The 22,836-nt window shown below is 58.2% G+C and carries 14 protein-coding genes and 2 pseudogenes; 9 read left to right on the top strand and 7 right to left on the bottom strand.

All coding sequences use genetic code 11. The annotated features are described in order from the left end of the window. Nucleotides 1-23 precede the first annotated feature (23 nt). The 4 genes from NATPE_RS20200 to NATPE_RS20220 all read right to left on the bottom strand — a co-directional run bounded on the left by NATPE_RS20200 (nt 24) and on the right by NATPE_RS20220 (nt 9,995). A complete protein-coding gene (locus NATPE_RS20200; protein WP_006183517.1) occupies nt 24-2,873 on the bottom strand; it encodes a UvrD-helicase domain-containing protein in 2,850 nt (949 codons plus the stop codon). After that, the gene (locus NATPE_RS20205) at nt 2,870-5,455 is read right to left on the bottom strand and encodes a PD-(D/E)XK nuclease family protein (RefSeq protein WP_015299316.1); all 2,586 of its coding nucleotides are present in this window, start codon (nt 5,453-5,455) and stop codon (nt 2,870-2,872) included. The genes NATPE_RS20200 and NATPE_RS20205 overlap by 4 nt, the downstream gene beginning before the upstream one ends. Before the next feature lie 153 nt (nt 5,456-5,608). After that, nucleotides 5,609-6,391 carry a hypothetical protein gene (locus tag NATPE_RS20210; protein WP_006183519.1) on the bottom strand — a complete coding sequence of 261 codons (783 nt, stop codon included), beginning with the start codon at nt 6,389-6,391 and terminating at the stop codon, nt 5,609-5,611. 319 nt (nt 6,392-6,710) lie between these two features. Next, nucleotides 6,711-9,995 carry an Eco57I restriction-modification methylase domain-containing protein gene (locus NATPE_RS20220; RefSeq protein WP_006183521.1) on the bottom strand — a complete coding sequence of 1,095 codons (3,285 nt, stop codon included), beginning with the start codon at nt 9,993-9,995 and terminating at the stop codon, nt 6,711-6,713. Nucleotides 9,996-10,488: 493 nt separating this feature from the next. Here NATPE_RS20220 and NATPE_RS20225 point away from each other — a divergent pair, with 493 nt between their 5' ends. Together NATPE_RS20225 and NATPE_RS20230 are read left to right on the top strand one after the other, a co-directional pair. Continuing rightward, nucleotides 10,489-11,304, top strand: coding sequence for an IS5-like element ISNpe14 family transposase (locus NATPE_RS20225; protein WP_015298633.1), 816 nt, complete (start codon nt 10,489-10,491; stop codon nt 11,302-11,304). A 503-nt stretch (nt 11,305-11,807) separates the two neighbouring features. Next, on the top strand, nt 11,808-12,836 hold the full coding sequence (locus NATPE_RS20230) for a Cdc6/Cdc18 family protein (RefSeq protein ID WP_006183527.1): 1,029 nt from the start codon (nt 11,808-11,810) through the stop codon (nt 12,834-12,836). A gap of 18 nt (nt 12,837-12,854) precedes the next feature. On the opposite strand, the gene NATPE_RS20235 is transcribed toward NATPE_RS20230, so the two are convergent. Beyond that, a complete protein-coding gene (locus NATPE_RS20235; RefSeq protein WP_015299318.1) occupies nt 12,855-13,541 on the bottom strand; it encodes an SOS response-associated peptidase in 687 nt (228 codons plus the stop codon). A gap of 210 nt (nt 13,542-13,751) precedes the next feature. Between NATPE_RS20235 and NATPE_RS20240 the strand changes: the two genes are divergently transcribed. From NATPE_RS20240 to NATPE_RS20260, 5 genes and pseudogenes are all read left to right on the top strand, one after another. Beyond that, nucleotides 13,752-14,348 (top strand): hypothetical protein, encoded by a 597-nt coding sequence (locus NATPE_RS20240; protein WP_006183525.1) that lies wholly within the window; start codon nt 13,752-13,754, stop codon nt 14,346-14,348. A 406-nt stretch (nt 14,349-14,754) separates the two neighbouring features. Then, a complete protein-coding gene (locus NATPE_RS20245) occupies nt 14,755-14,991 on the top strand; it encodes a hypothetical protein (protein ID WP_006183524.1) in 237 nt (78 codons plus the stop codon). Between the two features lie 323 nt (nt 14,992-15,314). Beyond that, on the top strand, nt 15,315-16,259 hold the full coding sequence (locus NATPE_RS20250) for a hypothetical protein (RefSeq protein ID WP_015299320.1): 945 nt from the start codon (nt 15,315-15,317) through the stop codon (nt 16,257-16,259). A 2-nt stretch (nt 16,260-16,261) separates the two neighbouring features. Beyond that, a complete protein-coding gene (locus tag NATPE_RS20255) occupies nt 16,262-16,567 on the top strand; it encodes a hypothetical protein (RefSeq protein ID WP_015299321.1) in 306 nt (101 codons plus the stop codon). Between the two features lie 2 nt (nt 16,568-16,569). Next, nucleotides 16,570-18,739: pseudogene (locus NATPE_RS20260) on the top strand (type B DNA-directed DNA polymerase). A 139-nt stretch (nt 18,740-18,878) separates the two neighbouring features. Here NATPE_RS20260 and orc4 read toward each other — a convergent pair. Then, on the bottom strand, nt 18,879-20,111 hold the full coding sequence (orc4, locus tag NATPE_RS20265) for a DNA replication protein Orc4 (protein WP_006183330.1): 1,233 nt from the start codon (nt 20,109-20,111) through the stop codon (nt 18,879-18,881). 630 nt (nt 20,112-20,741) lie between these two features. Beyond that, nucleotides 20,742-21,065: a hypothetical protein gene (locus NATPE_RS20270; protein ID WP_006183331.1), complete on the bottom strand. Its 324-nt coding sequence runs from the start codon at nt 21,063-21,065 to the stop codon at nt 20,742-20,744. A 138-nt stretch (nt 21,066-21,203) separates the two neighbouring features. Between NATPE_RS20270 and NATPE_RS20275 the strand changes: the two genes are divergently transcribed. Continuing rightward, a complete protein-coding gene (locus NATPE_RS20275) occupies nt 21,204-22,127 on the top strand; it encodes a helix-turn-helix transcriptional regulator (protein WP_006183332.1) in 924 nt (307 codons plus the stop codon). Next, a pseudogene (locus tag NATPE_RS20280) lies at nt 22,127-22,797 on the top strand (DUF6036 family nucleotidyltransferase); the annotation flags it as partial. The gene NATPE_RS20275 and the pseudogene NATPE_RS20280, both read left to right, overlap by 1 nt. Between the last annotated feature and the right edge of the window lie 39 nt (nt 22,798-22,836).

Consider the following 22,836-nt stretch of genomic DNA (forward strand, 5'->3'; position numbering starts at 1 on the left):
TCAGTATCCACGAGACAAGTAATTTAAACACTATGTGTTAGCACTAGCTCTCGAAGATCCGCCTTATCGAGAGGGGTAATATTGTGACGAGTGCCATCATCGGTGTAGAAAATAGACGCAGTGACCGATCGCTCTGGATATTGGTCGGCGACGACATGGTAGTAGATACTGAGCTGTTTCTGGTATTCATCTTCTGCATACGTTGTGAGATCGGTTTTGTAGTCAACGATCTCAACACGGTCAGATGTCACGTGGAGCAAGTCGATGATGCCTCCGATCGTTACCTTCTCGCCGTCGACGGTAAGCGGAAGGAACGCATCGATCTCGGCTCTCGTCTCACCATCGAGTGAGTCAATTAACTCCTTGACGTGCTCCTTGTCAGGATTATCGCCGGTTTCGACTGCGTCACCGAGAACATACCGTTCCGCAAACTCGTGGACGTCTGACCCGAACTCCATTCCCCGGCCGCCGGTATTCCCTTCGAAGACTGCGTCATCGATGAAAGTGTGTGGTGAGTAGCTTGCCGGTCCATCAGGATCCGGAATATCGACCGTGTAGGTCGAATACTCGCCGGGTTCTGGGTCGAACGCAGATAGATCGGGGTCGATATCTTCGACATCAACGGGGAGTGCATCGAGGAACGAATTTGGGTCAGTACCGCCAGTCAAGACGAGGTGGCTCTCAGCGCGCGTGACAGCCACATAGAGAAGCCGACGTTCCTCGTCGTAGTTCTGGGGGAGGCAGCGATTAAGAACGTCAGTCTTCCAATTGTCGTAGACGTGTGGGACGCCGTGTGCGTCCTCTGAGTACACCTTCCGCTGACGGAGGCCAATCGGGTCGGTGTAGGCGATATCGCTTCCGCTGCCACCGGAGGACGGGAATTTGTTAGCGTTCATATTTGCGAGGATGACGATCGGGTATTCGAGCCCTTTCGTCGCGTGGATCGTTTGGACAGTCACCGCGTTCGTCCCAGCCCCGGCGTCGACGTCGTGTGTACTCCCATCAGCAATCGCCTCCTCGATGAATCGGATCAGCTCCCCACGGGTGAACGTCGTCGTCCCGTGAACCGACTGAATAGTGTCGAGAACGACGTCTGCGGTCGGGCCGGAACGGCCGTACTGTTCGAACACGCGTCGGGCGACGCCGCCGAACGTCTCCAAATCCCGTAGATCCTCTCGGAATGCGACCATAGCTTCGGGATATGCCTCACGCTCGATGATCGTCTTCGTCTCGTCAATCGTGTAGCCAGCCTCTTCGAGGACGAGTGCCCACCCGCGTTCAGCGTCACGTTCGAGGATACGCAACCACGCTAACACCAGCTTCGCGGCGTCGGTCCGGAAGACCTCGATCCCACCCTCGTAGGCCATCGGCAGACCGAACTTACTCGCCGTATCGAGCAGATCCCGACCGAAATCGCGGGTTCGCGTCAACACAGCGATGTCGCCGTACTCCGGAGCGCGATACGTGCCGTCTTCGCCTTCGACGGCGTAGTCGTCGTTGTCGACGATTGCGTCGATCTTCGTGAGAATGGCCTCGTGTTCGTCCTCACTCGTGAGCGCCTCGATGTAGCTATCATCTCGATCTGTATCGGCAGTCAGTGGTGTTACCTGCTCGGAGATAGCCTCCGCATCCAGAGATTCGTTCTTTATCGCACGGGCAGTCAGGGCGTGGGTAGAGAAGTCCAAGATGGACTGCGTCGACCGGTAATTCCGCGTCAGCTGCTTATCGTCAATCGGCGTCGTCGGGAACGTGACTCGATTGACGTCCCGATTCAGCTCCGCGGCAAATCGTTCGAGGCGATCGTCGAACTCGCGGATGTTGTCGACGTCCGCGTACTGGAAGCTGTAGATGCTCTGTTTCCAGTCGCCGACCACACAGATGTTGTTCGTGCCGGCGAGCAGCAGCGTGAGTTTGAACTGGATCTCACTGGAGTCTTGGAACTCGTCGACCATCACGTACTCGTACCCCAGCTGCTCTCGGAGGTCGTGATCCTCACATAGAAGCACGAACGCGAACAGCTGAAGGAACCCGAAGTTCAGGTAGTTCCGCCGAAGCGCAAACTCAAGATAGGCGTGATATACGTCGTGGACGAACCGCTTGAGAGCCGTTCGGTCCTCCTCGAAGACACGTTTAGCGAGGTCCGCCGGGACTTGCTTGCCATCGCCGCGGATGTCCCACTTTGCGGGCGCCTTCGGGAGATACGTCTTATCTTCACCATACTGATAGAGCTTCTTTCGAAGCTTCGATTGCTTGCTTCCGCCGTTCCGTGGTTCATTCCGGTCGGTGAACAGCGTCTCGAACGCCTCAAAGTCCCCATCGAGGTGTGACTCGCTGTTCCGGTACCAGCCATCCGCAGTGGGGAACACACCCTTTGCGGAAAGTTCCTTGATCAGATCGAGTAGCTCCGACGTCTCCGACAATGCCGTGAAGAACTCGTCATACTCTGGGTGATTATCGATGAACTGTCCGATGAACTCACGAAACAGTGCCTGTTCAATGATTTCGTCTTCGATAATCCGTGTCGAGCCAGTGATCGTCTCATCAATCCCGAGGGACATCGGTGCGTCGTGTCCGTATTCGTCGAGCAGGTCGTGTGACAGCGAGTGGAACGTTTGGATCGGCGCGTTCGCGAGTTCCCGCATCCCGTACTCGCTGTGACGGACAATCCGCTCTCGCATCTCCTCGGCCGCGTTGTTCGTAAAGGTCACCAACAGCACGTCTTCGGGTTCGACGCCATCTTGGGCGACAATGTTTGCGTATCGCCGGGTAACGGTGAACGTCTTCCCGGTGCCAGCACCCGCGTCGACGAGATAGAGGCCATCAGTCGCCTCGATGAGTTCGCGTTGCTCCCGGTTCGGGTTGACGCCGCTCATTGTTCACCCTCTAAGAGAAGGTCACGATTGTCCACCCGTCGGTAGTTCGGCTCACCGGCGAGCCCCTCGATTGGGAACGCCTCGTCGCCAGTGCGGCGTCGGTTGAGTTCCGCCAGTCGCTCGTCGACAAACGATTCGAACGCATCGAGATCATTCTTGAAGAATGCACCCTTCTGTCGGTCGACGATTGCTCGCATCACCTGCTTGCTCCCTGTTGTCACGTACTTGTACTCGCCAATCTCGGCTTCGAGCCGGTCAATCATCGTCTCTCCGAACTCGGAGTCGATGAGTTCGTCGCTGTCAGTCGTCTCGACAAGCGGCGCAGCATCGAAGAGCGCGGCGTATGTCTGATAGTCGATCTTCGAGAGGATCTTCTGGCATTTCTGTGCCCCCTCCTCACGGAGATACTCGAAGAATTCCTCACGTTGCACGTGCTCGGTGAGCGATTCAGGGTAGTATGTTACAGTCGTCAACGCGTCGTCGATGTCGGCGTCGCCGGCGATCACGTCGTCGACGAGTTCGGTGACGTAGAAGAAGGTGAACGAGAGTTGGTCACCCGGACGTTGTAATCGCCAATAGGTGAGATAAAGTGCTGCCTGAAAGTCAGGCTCGTCTGTCGGCTCGTCAATCGCAGCGTGTTTGACGATTGAGGTGGCGCTGCTCTCGCTGCCACTCTTGTAGTCGAGCAGTTCTTGCTGCGACTGAACGAGGTCGATCATTCCATTGATGCCCAGTTCTTCGTCAGTAAACCGACGTTCAGTCACGGGAGAGTCGACATCCCGACCGAAGTGAGCAGCGACGGCATTATCACCCCCACTGGACGGCGTCAGAAACGCGCCCTCGGTCGGCTGGTTCGCGTCAAGATATGAGACGATCGTTTCGAGGCTCGCACGATATTCAGTGCGCCGGGTCCGTTCGTCGACGGAGCGAACCAGCGGACGGACGTCCTCGAGCATAAGTTCGACGACCTCCGAGAGTGTCTCTTCGTCAATCTCGTCCGGATGGTTGACGTAGAACTCCGCGAAGTCGTGGAGCAGGTTGCCCTCGGTGAGATACGCCTTCTCCGGACCGTCGACTATCCGGCTGAAGTAGTAGTCTCGCGGTGAGTTCACGTAGGTGTTGAGACTCGACTTGCTGATCGTCTCGACCGGGTCGGAAGTCACACCGACAGGTTCGTTCTCGAATCCGTCACCAGCTCGTGCTGCGGTTTCGATCTGATGACTTGTCGAAGGTAGATCGGAGAAGCGGTCGTACTCCGGTTCGAGGAGCTCTTCGAAGTACAGGCACGGCGTAACGGGTGATCCGCCGGTCGCATCTTGGACGAGATAGTGTTGCTGGCTGCCGCTCTGCAACAGCAGCTGGAAGCTCTTAAGATTCCGTGTAAACTGGGCGTCCTGGTCGACCCACGGACGACGTGGGGCCGAGTGGGTCCAGCGGTCGTCAAGCCCTAGGTAGAAGACAACCTCACGACCCACGTACGACGCTGATTTCGCATCGGCGAGCAAGACACCCTCGTTCTCTCGATCGACCGGCACCTCGTAGGTCTGGAGATAGAACGACAAATCGTCGAGGCGCGCTTCCGTGATGGATTCGTCCGCGATGGTGAGTGTCTCCAGTTCCTCCCGGAAGGCATCCATCGTGTCGCCGGCGTGGCGTTCAAACACTGAAAGAGCATCCGAGAACGTGTACTCTTGGACATCGTGGCAGAAGTCGATCAGCCACTTGAGATCTCCATCGTCAAGCTCGTGCAGTCGCTTGTTTGTGTCAGCGTCGACGACGTCACAATCGAAGACCGTCAACAGCGACCGGATCTCGCTTATTCGGGTATCAGTCCCCCGGTGGGCGGTCCGGAGGAGGTGGAGGAACAACCGGTGTTCGCTGCGATCTGTGAATCCCGGCCCGCCGAAAAACGGGATATCGGCCGCTTCGAGCGCGGACTCGATAAGCGGTGAATACTCGCTTTCCTGGTCGAGAACAATCCCGACGTTATCAGCGTTCTCGTCATCGACGGAATCGACGACGGTTTCGACGATCGCAGTCGGCGAATCGTGTATACGGAACGGCGGAAGCTCGAACTCGGTATCAGCGAAGAGGTCGACCGTGTCGTACTCGGCAGGCAGATACGCTCGTTCGAGCTGGGTGAGCATCGCCGGCTCGACGACGACCACGTCGAGATTCGGATCGATGGTCTCGTTTGTGAGCTTCATCGAGGCGGTCTCGAGTTCCGCGATTCGCTCCACAGCTCGTTCGGTGGCATCGTCGACGTAGCCGTCGTACTCGAAGATAGCGTCGTGTGACCCTCGGTGTTCCCAACACTGGAGGATATTCCCAACCGCGTATGCACAGCGCTTCCAGGAGAGGTCCTCGTGATCAAGCATACCGAGGAAAGCGAGACGGTCCTCGGACTCTTGGCGTCGACCAACTGCAAGTCGGCGTGGTGGGATCGCGAACGGACCGAGATGCGAACGATCGAGGTGGCGGTTGAGAGCACTTGCAAGCGGCCCATCCGGAGTGATCACCCGGTCGTACGATTGAACCTCTTCGTAGAGTTGGCCTGGCGATTTGGCGCGGGGAAATGGCACGCTCAGAGACAGTCAGTGATGTCGGTTAAATCTTTGTCAGTTAGATCAGACTTTGGAAAAGTACAGCTTAAGAACGACGGTTGTGATACCTCTACGCCGACGCGTCGTTCTGTATGAATGGAGGACTCAACCCTCACAAACACCGCCGACAATTCACGGCGGGTACTTGAACGTCTCCTCAACCCGGCGATGCAACTTGTGATCTGATGACTCCGACGAGAACCGAAACTCGCTGATGTCCTCCAGCGTCACCCCACCCGTGATTTCTCCCGGCTTCCCCATTACCTGCTCCGCGTACACGTTCTCATTCACGTCCGTGTACAGCACATGCAACTGGAACGAAACGTACCGAATTCCGGCGTCGTACAGTCGCTGCATCGTCTCAAACACGGGCGACTGGACGTACTCCGCTCGCCCCTCCTCACCGTGGAATACCTCCTCGAACTCGACTTGCGTGCTGAACTCAACCCGACCTTCGTTCGGACTTAACACTCCACCTTCCCGTGAATCGTTCTCGAACTGGTCCCCTTCGGTCCGATTCAACGGGAAGTACCGCGGGAGAATCTCGAACCCGTTATCGTCCGAAGTGAGGAAACACGCGTCCTCGATGTCGATAGGCGTCCCCTCCCCGGGGTCCGGGTCGTAGCTAACGACAAGTGTCGGGCGGACATACAGGTTCTGTGCGACGCCTTCACCGAGGTTCTCCAACTGGATTGTGAGAATGTCGAACGTGGTTCCGCGGCCACTCTTCGACTCGATTTCTTTCCGTCGGCTCTTCACGATTGGTTTGCTTTGACGTTCGATACTGTCCTGCAGGTCGTCGGTCTGCACTTCCGTGGTGGTGTTCGACTCCCAGAATACGAGTTTCTCAGTGAGCGTGACTTGTAACGCTGTTAGGCTGATTTGAGGGATATAGTCGCGTAGACGGTCGAACATACTGGTTAACGCTCACTCGTTGATAATAAATGGGTGGTCGTGGTACTCGATGGTAAGGAATGGAGGATATCCCGCAACCAGCGTCGGACCCGTACGACCCGGGCGACTCTGTCCGCGTGCACCTCGGCCCAGATGACCCGGACAGTCGCTTCCACGGCGTCCGCTGCGAGGTTGTAGACCGTTTCTCCGATAACTTAGACCGAGAGACCGGGCGTGACTCGGACCGGTTCACATACCGTGTGCGGAGCGTAGACGGTGACGTGCTCCCCGTCGAATTCCGACACGCGGATCTCGTCCCCAAAGAGTAGCCGCGTCTCGTCTAATCGTCCGCTTCGGCCGCTTCCGCGGCGTCCACGTTCAACGTCACGTCCTGCTTCCGTTCCGGTGCCGGTGGCTTCCCATCCGGGTACAGCTCCTGCATCTTCTTGTGATACGCACCGAGCCCCATCTGCGAGTTGATGTACACGAGTTTCCCCGGATCCAGGCCGTACAACTCCATTAGCAACCGGTCGATCTTCCAATCCGTAGTGTCACCTAACTCGCCGTCATCGAACATCGTATCGACGCAATCAGCAATCTCTTCTGCCCTCTCACGCCCGTCTTCTTCGGAGAGTTTCGCCACCGGGACCGGGAGTTCCCTGATGTCCGTCTGCCGCATATTAGCGAACGCCTCTGCGGCGTCAATCTCCCCGCTACGCTTGAACATGTAGTAATGCAGCACACGGGAGTTCATCAACCCGAGTAGGAACTTGTGGTACGTCGTCGTGTCGAGACCGCTCGGGACGTTCTCCGGGTCGGTCCATTTCCCCTCGTACTCCTCGTCCTCGTTGTCAAGATCGACGTCCACGTACCAGTCCAGCATGTCACCCTGGTCGGAGCGGATCTTATACACGTACACCGACCGCGGACAGTACACCGTGTCGTCGTGGAACGCGACCGACAACCCTACGCCGGCTTCCCGGATGAACAGCTTATCCCCGTCGTACACGGACTGGTCTTTGTAATTGACGCCATCGTACCCTAAGTCGAGACCCTTCAACTCTAGTTCGTCGTACCGTGCATCGAACGAATCACCGTCCATGTACGGCACGTCACCGTCGTCCGGGTCGTCGCTAATCAGGTACTCCTCGGCTGTTCGGTCCTGATACTCGAACACGACGTCACAGTAGTTGCACGTCTTCTCCGTGTCCGGGTCTCGACCGCGCGGCGGGGCAATCCACTTCCCGCACGCCGGGCACTTGATGACGTGCCCAGCCTTATTCAACTCGACGCCACGGTGCGACTCACAGAACGCACCGACCGGTATCGAATTGTCTTCCATCGTTTCGAGGAGCTCGTCGTCCTCAACGTACCGAAACGGCTCGATCTCCCCGGACTCGATGCATCGGCTCTGCGGGATGTCGAACGCGTACGCTGACTCCAGCTGCGATAGGCTCAACTCACCTTCAATCGCTTTCCGACGGTCTTCATCGACGAGAGTCATCGACCGGAACGTGTTGTCGTCGCTCGGCTCGGTGTTCTTGAGCTGCATCGTCACCGTGGACATGCGGATATCACTTCCGAACCAGTCCGCGCCCATGATGTGGAATCGTTCGAATTCGTAGTTATCGAGCAGGTGCTGCCGGATTTCAGCCTTCTCGGACCGGAGCAGGGTTTTCGGGAGAACGTACGCTAACCGGCCACCGTCGTCTAGGTACTTGCACGCGGTGAGGATGAACAACTCGTACGTGTCCATGTTCTCGACGTCGAACTCGTCACCGAACTCATCGTCAACCCATTCGGCCGCTTCGGGGCTTACTTGCCCGCCCCACGGCGGATTCCCGATTATCAGGTCGAACTCGCCGAACCCGGCCGTTTCATCGATGTCTTCGAATTGGATTTCCCCGGCGAGCGCGTCCTGTGACGCGAAATTCCCGGTGAGCATACCGAGTGACGTGTTCTTCCGCGCTGAGCGTAGCCACACGGAGAGTTTCGAGATTTCAATCGCTTCCTGTAGTAGGTCGTTCCCGTGCAGGCACTTGTCCAGAATCTCGATTTCCCGCTTTTCGAACGATTCAAGCGGCACCTGTACCGGTCCGTCCGAACCGGCTGCTGCTACCTTCGCGGATCGGAGCTTCTCGTGCACTCGACGCGCCTCACGGCTCAAGTGGTTGAAACAGGACACCAGGAACGCACCGGACCCGCACGCTATGTCCGCGATTCGGATGTTGACAATTTCCTTCAGGTAGGCTTCAAGGAATTCCTTGTCGGGGTTCTCCATCTCCATCTCCCCGTTCTCAAGGTCTAACTCGTCCCGAATCTTCGCGCGCTTGTCCTGTAGAAGGTCCTGTATCGCGTGCTCGGCGACGTACTCGGTGAGACCCTCCCGCGTGAAGTACAGGCCATAGTCCCCTCGGTCACCGCTGAACGGGTTCGATTCGCCTTCTGCGAGGTTCGCTCGCACCTGCTCGATATCACCCACGCTCTCCTCGAAGATACGGCCGAGAACGTGCTCATTCAGGTCTTGGTGGAAGTCGTACTCGTAGAACCCGTACACGCCGTTAATCGTCGTATCCCCGATCTCGTATTCCCGAGTGAACAACTCGTCCGGGAGGATCACTGACTGCAGCACTTCGTCCTCCTCGAACAACCCGCCGTCGTACCCGAAGATATCGTACGGGTACTCGTCCGGGCTCCCAGTGTCGATGACTCTGAACATATCCTGAATGAGCGGGTAGATTTTCCGGTCGTCCAGCGTCGGGAGTGTCGCGCCGGTGCTGACGACGTCCTCAAGCAGGTCGTCCGGGAGTAGTCCGGACGGGTGGTCTGAGAAGAAGCAAATTACGAGACCGCGGTGTATCAGGGTTTGAGCGGCTTGAATCGCGGCAAGTTGCCCGTCGCTGGATTCGCCGAGTTCCGGGGCTTCGTTGATAATTTCCTCGTACACGTCCTCCACAGCTTCCCGGTAGAATTGGTAGAAGTCCTCGGTGAGTTCCAACCGTTCGGACAGGTTCTGCGCCATGAGGTCCTCGATGTCCGAATCGGCATCCTCACCGATTAGGAACCGTCGGTGCATAATGAAGTAGAATTCCCAGAACGTCTCGGTCAACTCACCGTCGGCGTCAAGGAACTCGTCGATCTCCCACTCCTCGTAATGGTCGATACTGCCGTGGTGGTACAACCTGACTACTTCCATGTTCGACGCGACAACCCACCGAACGGACAGACCGTTCGTGATCGCGTACTCGAATGCCTGCTCCACCGGTGATTTGAGGCGCGATGGATCGACTTTATCGAGGTCCGTCCCCGGGTCTTTCAGCTCACCGACGACTTTCCTGACGTCTTCAGTGAGATCCCCGTCGTCCTGTTCGAAGTGACCGAGTAGAACGTCGGGGAACCCGTCACCGCCTTCGGAGAGTGATTCAGGGAGGAGTTGGAATTCACCGGCGCTGCCGCGCGGTCGAGTGTATCCAAGTACATCGCTGAAAATGTCACTTACGAACGATTGCTGCAGGTTGCGCTCAGTGAGTGACGTGCTCGTTCCCGTCCAGCCTTCCACGGCATCAACAATGTCGTCGGTGTCGACTGGGCGTTCGACTTCCTGTTGCTGTAAGTACTCATCCACTAGGTCCGCGTCGAAGAGAGAGAGTGCTGATTAGTCGGCAAGGATATTGGGTTCTTTCTTATACAGGATACTTTGTTCTATCCCTTAACCAGTCACGGCGCCATTGTCCATCCCCTTGGCCGCTATTAAAAAATTTGTCGTGTTGGGTAAATTACTGGAATTTGAGGTGGGGTATTGAGACACCTCTGACATGACCGTGTCGCTCTCGACAATGAAACAATTTTGGCCGCCCCTGAACCGTAGTTCAACCGACCGGAACACTGAATTCCCGTTGCTATCGTATCGGACACGTCTCCCCCGTCGTCCTGTCCCCGGACGGAGAGTACGATTTTGAATGGACTCGACATACAAAGCCGAAGCACAGCTACTGTATGATGTCGTGGACTGGTTTGCTGAAAAGTTGCTCTGTTGCAGCGTCGAATAGCACCAGTTTCAGCCTTGTTCTCGGCTGATTTCCGTGAGGCTTGTGGGGAATTGGACGCCGTCTTGCGATATGAGGTCGAAACGGCCGATCATACGGCAGTGTAAGAATCTTGCCAAACAGCACGTGGATAACCCTGACGAACCCGCTGCGCCGGACGGCGCCAGCGGGTTCGCCGAGTGGACTCAGATCGCGTTTATCCTCTTGCATGCGGAACTCGACAAAGATTTCCGAGAGACTGAAGCATGGTTCAATGACTCCAGAGCCATCCGTGAAGAGCTTAACATCGACAAATCGCCGGATCACACCACGCTCTGTCGATGGGAGCAACAGGTCGACATGCGTGAACTCCGCAGCCTGCTCCGCCGCAGTGCGGAGCAGGCTGGCTGGTCGGGAACAGCAGCAATCGACGCCAGTGGCTTCCAGCGAGATCAAACCAGCTATCATTACCGGAATCGTGCTGGCTTCTCGTTTCACAAGCTGAAGACAACGATTTTGGTCGATACAGAGTCACTGGCGATCAAAGACGTTCATTTCACGACGAAGCGCAAGTGGGACGGACACATCGGCTTGCAGGTCTATCGGCGCAACGCCGAAGACCTGCAAGAGTTCCTTGCAGATGCGAACTATTCGTGGTCAGATCTCAGAGAGGAGTGTCGCGCTGGCGCGACACGACCGCTAATCAAACACAGGGAGCACAATGCGCTGAAGAAAGCGCATAACGCTCGGATGGACGAAGATCTGTACCATCAGCGGACACTGAGTGAGACTGCGTTCTCACTGCTGAAGGATGACGGTGAGAAGTTACGCTCTCGGAGCTGGCACGGCCAGTTCCGAGAGCTCACGCGCAAGTGTATCGTGCATAACCTATCGCAGGCGGCGAGTTAGGGCTCGCCGCCTGCTCTCTTTCTCTGGACGTATCCGCCAGAGACATCGCCGTCATCCACGTACGGGTTCTCACAAAGTGACCTAATTCTGATGGTTGCAGAATCAACGAACTGTACTCCTCCCACATCATCCAGATCTCAAAACCATCAGTACAGGAGTTCTAACGCCACCTGCCTGAATGTCAAAGTTTCAATACTGCCGCCGTCTTGCGTTCAACAGAGCATGAAAAGTACAATTTCGGCAACCAGATGCTCGTCACGTACAAGATAGCGACTATGATATCGCGGTTTTTTGAAGCACTAGGGTATGATTGACGTGGCATTGCCTTGCCAAACGCCACATTACGTTCGACCTCAGGTGTTTCCGGAAATGCTTGGTTTCCTCAAAACGAACCGCATCACAGCGTGGTCAAACTTGGATTGAACTGAGATTGAATAGTACTTTCCGGAAACACCCCGGTCACGTTTTTAGTACTAGCCAGAAAACCAGTCTATCAATCAAAGATGATCCGCGATGCTCGCGTTCTCCGCGCCGGGTTCGTCCCTCGGGAAGTTGAGCATCGCGACGCCGAAGTCAACCACCTCTCCAGCGTCCTCGAGCCCATCACGAACGGAGAGCCTGCAGACACGGCCATCGTCACTGGACCCAGTGGCGCCGGCAAGACCTGCATCTCGCAATTCGTCACGGAACGGCTCCGCGAAGAGGTCCTCGACGTCGAGACTACCTACGTCAACTGCTGGCGCAACTACACCCGGTTCCGCACGCTCTACCAGATCCTCGACGACTTCGGCGCGACCATCGACATCCACCGGCAGTCGACGCCGCATGACGAACTCGTCGACCGCCTCCAGCAGCATGACGGCCCGCGGACCGTCGTCATTCTCGACGAGGTCGACCAACTGGAGGACCCCAGCGTCATTTACGACCTCCACAGCCTCCCGCAGTTCGCGATCATCTGTATCGCGAACAAGGAAGAGGAGCTGTTCAGCCGCGTCGACGACCGCCTCGTGAGCCGGCTGCGCTCCAGCGAACACGTCCGGATGGACAAGTACCACGACGAGCAGCTGTACGACATCCTGAGTGCGCGGGCGAAGTGGGGACTCGATGAGGACGTCATCACCGACGACCAGCTCTACCGGATCGCCGACGCGGCCGCCGGCGACGCCCGCCTCGCAATCGGCATCCTTCGAACGGCCGCCGGCAAGGCCGATCGCGAGAACCACGAGCGCATCACCGACGACATTCTCCTGGACGCCGCCGAGGATGCTCGAGCCCAGATCAAGCAGAAGAGCCTCGACTCACTCACCCCCCATCAGCGGGTTGTCTACGACATCGTTCGCGAGCACGGCCCGGTCGGGCCGAGCGAGATTCACGAGCGCTATACCGAGGACGTCGATGATCCACGGACGAAGCGGACTATCCGCACGTACCTCTCGAAGATGGAGCAGTACAACCTCCTCGAGGCGGAAGGGACGAGTCGGGATCGAGAGTACTCGCTCGTCGATTCAGCAGCTGCGTCGCCGATGCAGTAACGGTGACCCCGTCAGCTATCAGGAACTGAACTCGCCGAGGCCCGATTGCTCGTGGTCTAGCGGCTCGATGACCTGAGGATCGTCGTTGCCAGGGTTGTTGACCCGCGTCGAGATCTCGTAGGCGTCCAGATCGTCCTTCGGATACGGCTGGCACAGTTCCTTGCGGGTGTCCGGGTCTGCGGCGAGCCAGTCAGATTCCGCGTCCTGCGGGAGGACGACCGGCATCCGGTCGTGGATTGAGTTCATCAGGTCGTTCGGCTCCGTCGTGAGAATCGTGACGCACGAGATCGTCTCGTCGTCGCCCTCCCAGACATCCCAGAGCCCGGCCATCGCGAATGCGGGGTCGTCCTCCCGGTAAATCCGATAGGGCTGTTTCGACCCGCCGTTCGGCGATTTCCATTCGTAGAACCCTGACGAGGGGACGAGGCAGGGACGTGATTCCCACGCCCGCTCGAAGACGCGTTTCTCGTCGGCAGTCTCGGAGCGAGCGTTGATGATGCCCTCCTCGGGTTCGTCCGCCCAGAACGGAATCAGCCCCCAGTGGTAGGCGTCGATCTCGTCGGAAGCCTCGTTCGTGATGATGTGGAGGTCGTCGCCAGGCGCGATGTTGTATCGGGGTGCGTACCCGCCGTCCGCGACGACCTCGGCATCGAAGCGGGCCTCGAGGTCAGCCTGGTCGATGAAGAGCGAGTTTCGGCCACACATACATCCGGGTCCGACCGGGAGAGTCTTCAACGTATTTGAAAATGTGAAGGGCTGGTTCTGAGGCCCCTTCGTTTGATGGTAGATTTGGGATGATTGGCAAGTACAAAGGTTCTATACAACAGAGGAGGCTTCTATGGAAAACAGATAAACGGCACTTCTCTACTGACAACCTACAAAACTATTTCACCATTACATCCGATTGATGTAAGCATGAAACGGGTGTTCTTCGACAAGATAGATTCTGTGGGTACATTCCCAGATAACAGAATCAAGATGGATATCATCTTCCAGGATAGTAACGGGAATGAGTATGTCTGGACGCCGAAGTGGGAGGAGGTGATGAGTATATACGCTGAGTCAGAGAGAGTAGAGGAAATGAATCTGGCAGGCGGAGAGTGGTTGGAGGAGTTGAAGGAAAAGAAGCAGTTCAGTGACGAGGTGCTGGATGAACTGGCGGAGGTTATCGCTGACGGACGTAGTACGGATGAGATAGCTGATTTCTTCGAGATAGTTGGATTTGACGCGGATGAAATGAGGTACAATTTAAGCCATGATGATCCGTTGCGGAGTAAGGCTGAGGGCCATAGTAATCGCGTTTATATTGCTAAAGAGAAGTTGCAAGAGCTGAACAGCGAGGATTACCGATATGTTGTGCAGATTGTTCAGAAGGCCGCGGATCCTAAGCAGTATATCGGCGAGCAGGAGAAGCATCAAGAAGTGGTAGAGAAGTTGAATACGGCTTTAGAGTTTGAAAATCTCCGCGTTACGGAGGATGGGCGGGTTCTTCCGATAGAAAAGGACGGTTGAATCCTTTCCCTTCGTGTGTGTAAGACTCGCAAGCTTACGTACCGGCTGTTGGTATGTGGCCAAGAGCATTTCTACAGAGCCGAAAAGCCTCTGAATCGTGCGATTAGAGCTCGGTCGGTGGCAGAAGATCACAGAGAACAGGTGCTTGGCCAAGAAGTGCGTCGAAGAGCCGTTCAGTCGGTCGATACAGTGCGTGGTGTTCATCAACAGAATAAGGCGTTTTCTCATCATCTGTGTGTGAGAGAAATCCGCTTTCCAGGAATGGAGCAAGGGTAGTATCCAGCGCAGTTCCGGAACGGCCAGATTCGACTTCGAGTGTGTGTCGAGAGAATTCAGAAAGGAACCGTGTACAGCAACTCAGGACGTGAGCACGTCGATCAGCGAATAGTTCGTTGAGCGCAGTACGATGGGTGCGTGTCCAATACTCGTCGAGTTTGACGTATGTACGAACGACAGGGGAAAGCTCGTTCAAGGAACCATTAGCATGGACGATGCCAAGGTCGTTGAGCGCATGTTGGTCTTTGGTGTCCAGAGACTCGCCGAGGGGATGGAGAACAGTTTGAAGCGCCTCGTGGTACCGCGAAGTGAGAAATTCCCCGGCAACAACGTGGGCGTTCACGATATTTCGAGCTGGGTGCATTGACTCGTGGTGGTCGGGGTTTCGGTGGTCGACGTGGGTTCGTGGATAGCTCATAGAGCACCTCTTCCAACGTGGCTTTGAGCATTAACATTCCGAGCAGTCAGGCTCGAGACTGCAGCTGTGAAGGTTTAACCAACACGCCGGCGTCAATACGGGCAGATGTTGGTTAACACGGAGAACACTGGATTCAGGAACTATTCTCGGAAACAGGATCCAAACAGAGACTACTCGGGACCGTACCGGGATTGGAGGGGATCAAGTCGAGTTCCCTGAAACGTGGAAGCGACACGCCGCGGCTTATCGGGAACGTAGACAACTAATCGAATATGGGAGAACACTCAACGTCGAACCGATTGGCGGTGGACCAGCCGACACGGGGCGCTGACCGCAATCGGTCCCTTGCTGACCAAGCCGATCCGGCTACGGACGAGATGTTGTTGCCGTCACTCGGCGACGGCATCACGCTGCTCGACGTCGAGGGAGGCCGCGGCGTCCCGATCCTGCAGTCGCTCGTGCTCGACCATCTCCTCCTGCACGACGGGCCCGCCTTCTGGGTCGACGCAAACGGACACGCGACGACGACGACACTCGCTCAGATCGCGCCCAGTCAACGGTTGCTCAACCGAATCCACGTGGCACGCGGATTTACCGCCTACCAGCACTACGGCGCCGTCTGTAATCTCCCGACGGCAGTGAACAAGTCGATCCAGATGTCTACCACTGACGCCGGGAGGGCCGGTCGAGGGGAACCGAGTCGTGACGAGGACACGTCGCCCCACACACCTGCCCTCATCGTCGCGCCGGCCGTCGACGTCCAGTACCGTGCCGACGATACCCTCGGCGAGACCCACGCGAGAACCCTTCAGGCTCGAACTCTCGCCCGGTTGGCGACCTACGTCGATGGGTACGACATCCCGGTGCTCGTTACGCGAAACGAACGAAACGAATTCACCGAGCCAGTCGCGACGGTCGCCGACCATCACCTCGAGTGCGAGCAGACGCGGATGGGCCCACGGGTCGTCGGCGAGGGCTTCGAGACGCTCGTCTACCCCGTCGACGACGGCGCGTACTACCAGACGACGTTCGCGTACTGGCAGCAGCTGCTCGCAGCACGCGCCACGCAGGTCGGCGTGGAACCGACGACGCCGGCGCCGTCGACGCCGACTCCGGAGGGTGTCGGAACGGGCGTCACCGCTGACGGTGAGACGGTGGCGGCCACCGCGGATCCCTTGCTCGATGCGTGGACGGCGAGCGGTACAGGAGGCCGATAGCGATGGGGCGCACGAACCCGACGTACCGGGATGCGCTCCGGGCCATCGAAGAACGCTGGGCGGAGTTCCGCCGGGCACTGCGGCGTCGCGACCAGCCGCGCTTCGACCGGCTGTTCGAGTACGCCCGCGAGCACGCCGACGCGAGCGGGCTGTTGAACCACCAGAATCCGCTGCTGCCGGCGCTGTTCAGCATCGATCTCGAACAGGAGGCCCGCCTCGACGACCACGAGGAACGCCTCAAGGAGGTCGAAGCCGCGGTCGCAGCGAGCGATAACCAGGAGGCTGCCCCACCGGACTCGAACCCGTGACGATGCCATTCAGTATCGACTTCCTGGACGACGGCCGCGTTCTGGAGTGGGAGGCAACCGCCGACGGCGCCGTCGCGACCGAACGCAATGATTACACCCCACGCTTCTACGTCGCCGCTCGCGACCCAGAGACCGACCTCGACCTCACGACACTCCAATCGGTGTACGACCAGCACCCCGGATGTCGTCGCGACCGAGATGGTTGCGCGACGCCCCGGCTTTCGACGGGACGAGGAGGCCGTTCTCGCGGTTGATGTCGCCCACATCGACCGCGTCACCCCACTCGCCCGGCAGGCACGCCAGCTGTCGGACTATCCAGTCGGGGATCTCGCCTGTTTCAACGTCGACTTCTCGCGGGAGTTCCGGTACTGTCTGGAGACCGGTGTCGATCCGACGCCGGCGAGCGAGCTGTCGACGCTCCGGCTCAGCGTCCCGGTGACCGAAACGAGCAACGACGTCTACGGCGAGCTGACCGTCGCCGGCGATACTGTTACCGGTTCGCCGACGGATCTCCTGACCGCCGTCCAGAGGGCGCTCGACGCGCACGATCCGGACGTCCTGGTCTGCTCGGCGAGCGAGATCGTCCCGACCCTGTACGAGATGGCGACGGACGCCGGCGTCGACGACTTCTCGCTGAGTCGGTGGCCGGACGTCGACTACCAGCAGCTCGCGAGCCGGTCGACGTACTCGAGCTACGGTCGCGTCGGCCACTCGCCGGCACGGTACAACGTGCCCGGCCGGGCGATCATCGACGAATCGAACACGTTCTTCTACGGGGAGACGAACCTCGAGGGCGTCCTCGACCTCGTGTCGCGCTCGAAAAAGCCCGTCCAGGAGCTCGCGTGGGCGTCAATCGGGAACGTCCTCACGGCGATCCAAATCTGTGAGGCCAACGACCGCGGCGTCCTCGTCCCGTGGAACTCCTGGCGCCACGAGTTCTACAAGTCGATGGGGACGCTCCACGATGCCGACCGCGGCGGCTTCATCCTCGCACCCGAGGTCGGCCTCCACGAGAACGTCCACGAACTCGACTTCTCCTCGTTGTATCCGAACATCATCTGTACCCGGAACGTCTCGCCGGACGTCATCCGATGTAGCTGCCACAGCGACCGCGACGACGTCCCCGGCCTCGGATACTCGATCTGCGACGACCGGGGCTACCTCGTCGACGTGCTACAGCCGATCATCGACGCGCGCGACGAGATCAAGGCGGCCATCCGTCGCGAGAAGGAACGGGACGACCCCGACGAGGACCGGCTGGCGGAACTCGAGGGACGGTCGGGAGCGCTGAAGTGGATCCTCGTTGCCTGCTTCGGCTATCAAGGGTTTAGCAACGCGAAATTCGGCCGCATCGAGTGCCACGAAGCAATCAACGCGTTCGCTCGCGAGATTCTGCTGACGGCGAAACAGCGGCTGGAAGCCGGCGGCTGGCGCGTCGTCCACGGTATCGTCGACTCCATCTGGGTGACGCCGGACCCTGACGTCGACGACGAGGACCGCGAGGACCTCGGGACGCTCGCGACGGAAATTACGGAACGCGTCGAGATTCGGCTCGAACACGAGGCCCACTACGACTGGGTGGCGTTCGTCCCGCAGCGCGAGAGCGACGCCGGCGCGCTAACGAAGTACTTCGGGAAGGTCGCCGGCGACGACGACTTCAAGATCAGGGGCATCGAAGCCCGACAGCGTTCGACTCCGCCGTTCATCGAGAACGTCCAGCGGGACTGTCTTGACCGGCTCGATGCCATGCGGTCACCGGACGCGGTGCTCGGACGGCTCGAACGAGCAATCGACGAACTGCAGGCGGGCAACGTGGCAGTGGAGCGGCTCGTCGAGCGGAACCGTGTCTCGAAGCCCCTGGAAGGCTACTCACAGAATACCCAGAATGTGGCCGCCTTGAAGCGAGCCCGCGAGCAGGAACTTGCAGTCCACCCGGGCCAGGATATCGAGTACGTGGTCGTCGACGACGACAAATCCTCGCGAGACCGGGTCGCCCTCGCCCACGAGGAGATCGAGACCTACGACGCCTCGTACTACGAGACGCAGCTGGTCAGAGCGATCGAGAGCGTGCTTTCACCGCTCGGATGGGACCGCTCCGACATTCGCCGGGAGCTCTCCGGTGAGAGGGACGCCGTTTTGACCTCGTTCGGAGCCACCAACGAACTGTCGTAGTGGACCCCACCCCTGGTTTCCGTCGTTTCGAACCAACCCCACGTTTCCGACGTAATTTTCGACCCCCCTCGTTTCCGTCGTTTCCTCACGCCCCACCCCGGATTTCCGTCGTCCGCACCCACTCAGTAGTAGGGGGTCACTACTTGCGAGTCCAATCCTGCATCCGGCTGTCCTCGAGGATCGTTTCGCGGACGACCTGGGGATCTTCGATGAGTCGGTTCTGGAGATGGATGCCGCCCGCACTCCCCTTGTTGATCTTCTCGATTTCGACAACCCCGAGGAAGGCTTGCTCTTTCAGGATGTCGCGGAACCGGCGGACGGAGAGGATATCCATATCGAGATGGTTGCAGATGCGTTCGTACTGGTCGTACACCCGGCTCGTGAGGAACGCATCGTCATTGCTGTTGACACTCAGTTCCGTGAGCGCCAGCAACGCCGCCTTCGCCTGCGTGGGTGCGCCGTTCACGAGTTCTCTGAACCGGTCCTTTTCGGCGTGCTGCTGTGCCTGGCGGACGTGTTCCTCCGTCACCTGCTCTGCTCCGGCCTCGTAGGCGACCTCCCCGGCGTGGCGAAGAATGTCGATCGCCTTCCGAGCGTCGCCGTGTTCCTGCGCGGCGAAGGCCGCCGAGAGCGGAATCACGTCCTCAGAAAGGACGTCGTCCTGGAAGGCGTCCTCGCGGTTGAACATAATCTCCCGGAGCTGGTTGGCGTCGTATGGCTTGAAGAACAGCTCCTTGTGCTGGAAGCTACTTTTCACGCGCTCGTTCACGTTGTCGACGTACTGAATCTTGTTGCTGATCGCGATGACGCCGACGCTACAGTCGATTTTCCCCGCCTCCTCAGCGCGCGAGAGCTTCATCAACACGCTGTCGTCGTTCATCAGATCGATCTCGTCGAGGATGATGATCACAGAATCGAATTGAGCGTCGAGCGTCTTCCAGAGGAGTTTGTAGTATTTCGACGTACTGAGGCCGGTATGTGGGACGGAGATTCCAGTCGAAGATTCATCGTTCAGCTTCGCGGCAAGTGAGGAAATCGCCTGAGTCTCCGTGTTGTCTTCAGCACAGTCGATATACGCTGTTCCAATCTCGACGCCATCCTGAGCGGCATTTTGAGCTCGCTGGCAGACGTGTTTTGAAACGAGAGATTTCCCGGTCCCCGTTTTCCCGTAGATCATCACGTTCTCCGGGGAATACCCGTGGACAGCACCGTTGAGACGTTTCGCGAGCTTCGAGATTTCCTCGTCGCGACCGACGATCCGGTCAGCCTCCGGAACGTGGCCGATTTTCAGGAGATCCTTGTTCGCGAAGATTCGATGCCCGGATTCAAAGAGTGGATCGTCGACAGAACTGGGTGAAGAGTCGGGCGTCATTGAATATCACACGGTGTGAGCGGGGGGAGTATAAATCTAGTGGAGAACGCCACCCCACGTTTCCGACGTTCCTTGTCCGATATCAGCCGGAAAATGCCGTCATTCGGTGGAATTGGATTGCTGACAATATAGCCGCGTTTCCGACGTGAGAGAGGAAACCCGTAGACGGAAGCATCGCCTCGATGTCGAATCCCGAACCCACACACCCCACGTTTCCGTCGTAATCACCGAACAGGAGGGGAGGGGACTCGAAGAAGACATCCACGACGGGATACCAAAGACGAGAGCGGCCTATACGTCCAATACTGGCCGTCTACAGAGTCAGCTGGAAAGGATCGTTTCATCTGAGGGGGCGAAGTACTTCGCTCCCTCCTTGGTCGAAGTACACTTAGTGAGCGTTTCTCAGCTATACCACTTTAATCTATGTGTTGCAGAAGTTAGTTCATCTCTAGATTGGTTCTAGGTCAACAGAATTAGTGGCTGTATAGCACTATCGTAGCCTCTCCCTACGCCGTCGTGGAGAAACGACGGAAACGCGGGGGGTGTGGTCCCTTCGAAATCAGCGTCACCCCCTCCACCAACATCCAGTTACGACGGAAACGTGGGGTGGGTGTCCTCCATCATCGAGTTTTACTCGGCCGGGTTGACCGGACCCTTGTACTGAGAACGAATCTTCTCTCCCTCCCGCCACTGCCAGTAGTAGTAGCGATTGTCGTTGATTTCCTTGATCGTGATCGTTGCTTTGGCCGGGACGTCGTCCGGAAGATCGTCTGGTCGTTCTTCGACCTCTTCTTGATCTGCCGACTCCTCGAGACGGGCCTCTCGTTCCTTGTGCTCGGCGAGCGCTTCAGTGTACGTCGCAACATCTCGGAGCTGCTCCGGATCCGACTCGTTGAGCGTGCTGACGATCTCCGTCGGGAGGTTCGCCGGTGGGGTCGGGGGTTCGTAGGACATCGGCTACTCTCGTGTTAACCAACACGACCCACGAGTCCATAGTTTTGTTGGTTAAGACGGTGGGGACGGTTCTCGCGATTGCTGTCTGTAACACTACTCGAAACTTCTTTATATACAAGTTTCGTACTATGTTACACCGTGCTCCGGCGCATCGAACTCGAGGTCCTCGCCATGGTCGACCGCGGCGACACGATCTCCGAACTCGCGACGAAGCTCGACCACAGCGAGAGCTACCTCTCTCGGGCCGTCAGCGACCTCGTCGAGAAGGGGCTCGTCTACACGGAACGCGACGGGCGGCGAAAACGAGTCATCCCGTCGGATGCTCGTGCCGTCGAACGCTACCAGGACCTCGTCCGCCAGCACTCCCACATCGACTTCCCCGAACTGCTGACCGGCAAGGCACTCGAAGTGCTGTACTACCTTGACCAGTCGCAAACCGTCTCCGAGATCGCCGACCGGAGCGACAACTACCGCAACACGATTAACCGCGTCCTCAAGCGGTTTCGCGACCGTGGGCTCGTCGGGACCGTCGACAGCCACTACGAGTTCAACGCCGATTTCGACCGCCTCCACGAGTTCGCCCGTGAACTCGCACATCATCTACATCGCCAGCGCCTCGAAGCCGTTGCCCCGAAGGGTACGATTCTCTGGGAGGACTACGACGAATTCCTCGCCCAGACCGAGACGGAGATCGACGCAGAGGCGTTCCACGAAACCGGCCTCACTCGGTTCGCAGCCTTCGACCTCCAGTTCCTGCTCACCGGCCACCGCTACTACGTCTCCTCCGAGGAACTTGACGAAGTCTCGCCGACGGAGCTCTGCTGTCACACGCTGCTGATCGACGACGGCAGCCGCCACCGCTCGTACTGTCTCCTCCTGCTCAGCCACGTCGACGTCGACGAGGCGGACCTCCGAGAGCAAGCGGCGAAGTATGGCCTCGAAGACGAAATCGACGCCTTGCTCCACTACCTCGAGACGCACGGCGAGGTCGACGACGACCGGCTCCCGGAGTGGGACGAGTTCCAGGAGCTGGCGGCTGATTACGAGGTGGATCTACCATAATAAGACCAACATTCGGGCGCAAGTACATTGAGAACGAGTTCCAGCGAATCGCGGATGGCCTCTCAGCCCCGCTCACGGTCTACCTGATCGGTGGTGGCGCGATGTCGCTTCGCGACCTCAAGAGGGCGACGAAAGATATCGACCTGGTCGTCCCGAATGGCGACGCGTACGGCCAGCTGTGGGCCGTCCTGATGGATCTCGGGTATGCGGAGGTTCAGTCGTTGGATCCAGATTACCAAGCGCTGGGGCGACGAGCTGCGTCGAGAACGACGATGGGTGTCGGCTCGACATTTTCAATCAGCAGGTCGTGAACAAGCTCGTCCTCACCGATGGGATGCAAGAGCACGGAGAGCCGTTCCTCAACCTGGACCGACTGACGGTCCGGCTGGTCAGCAATGAGGATATCTTTCTGTTCAAACTGATCGCCGGCCGCGACGACGATATCGAGGACATGAATATGCTCGTACAGGCCGGTCTCGATTACGATGTCGCCCGGGATGAACTCGAAGCCCAGATCGAACGCCTGGGGGACGATCAGTTCGCCACGTTCGCGAATGAGGCCTTGGTCGAACTCGAGGAACGGTACGAGGTGACCATGCCGATCGAGGGCCGCGTCCAAGAGCTCACGAATAGGTACTACCGGGGTTCGTACCTGTTGCCGGACGCGGACTGTACCTCGTAGCGGCCACCTTTCGAGAGGAGTGAGACG

It is taken from the genome of Natrinema pellirubrum DSM 15624, assembly GCF_000230735.2.
Taxonomy (GTDB): Archaea; Halobacteriota; Halobacteria; order Halobacteriales; family Natrialbaceae; genus Natrinema; species Natrinema pellirubrum.

Excerpts from the sequence above, each read along its gene's own strand:
- NATPE_RS20235 (WP_015299318.1), bottom strand. The coding sequence starts at position 13,541 with ATGTGTGGCCGAAACTCGCTCTTCATCGACCAGGCTGACCTCGAGGCC.
- NATPE_RS20245 (WP_006183524.1), top strand. The coding sequence starts at position 14,755 with ATGGGTGCGTGTCCAATACTCGTCGAGTTTGACGTATGTACGAACGAC.
- NATPE_RS20210 (WP_006183519.1), bottom strand. The coding sequence starts at position 6,391 with ATGTTCGACCGTCTACGCGACTATATCCCTCAAATCAGCCTAACAGCG.
- NATPE_RS20240 (WP_006183525.1), top strand. The coding sequence starts at position 13,752 with ATGAAACGGGTGTTCTTCGACAAGATAGATTCTGTGGGTACATTCCCA.
- NATPE_RS20230 (WP_006183527.1), top strand. The coding sequence starts at position 11,808 with ATGATCCGCGATGCTCGCGTTCTCCGCGCCGGGTTCGTCCCTCGGGAA.
- NATPE_RS20225 (WP_015298633.1), top strand. The coding sequence starts at position 10,489 with ATGAGGTCGAAACGGCCGATCATACGGCAGTGTAAGAATCTTGCCAAA.
- NATPE_RS20200 (WP_006183517.1), bottom strand. The coding sequence starts at position 2,873 with ATGAGCGGCGTCAACCCGAACCGGGAGCAACGCGAACTCATCGAGGCG.
- NATPE_RS20250 (WP_015299320.1), top strand. The coding sequence starts at position 15,315 with ATGGGAGAACACTCAACGTCGAACCGATTGGCGGTGGACCAGCCGACA.
- NATPE_RS20270 (WP_006183331.1), bottom strand. The coding sequence starts at position 21,065 with ATGTCCTACGAACCCCCGACCCCACCGGCGAACCTCCCGACGGAGATC.
- orc4 (WP_006183330.1), bottom strand. The coding sequence starts at position 20,111 with ATGACGCCCGACTCTTCACCCAGTTCTGTCGACGATCCACTCTTTGAA.
- NATPE_RS20255 (WP_015299321.1), top strand. The coding sequence starts at position 16,262 with ATGGGGCGCACGAACCCGACGTACCGGGATGCGCTCCGGGCCATCGAA.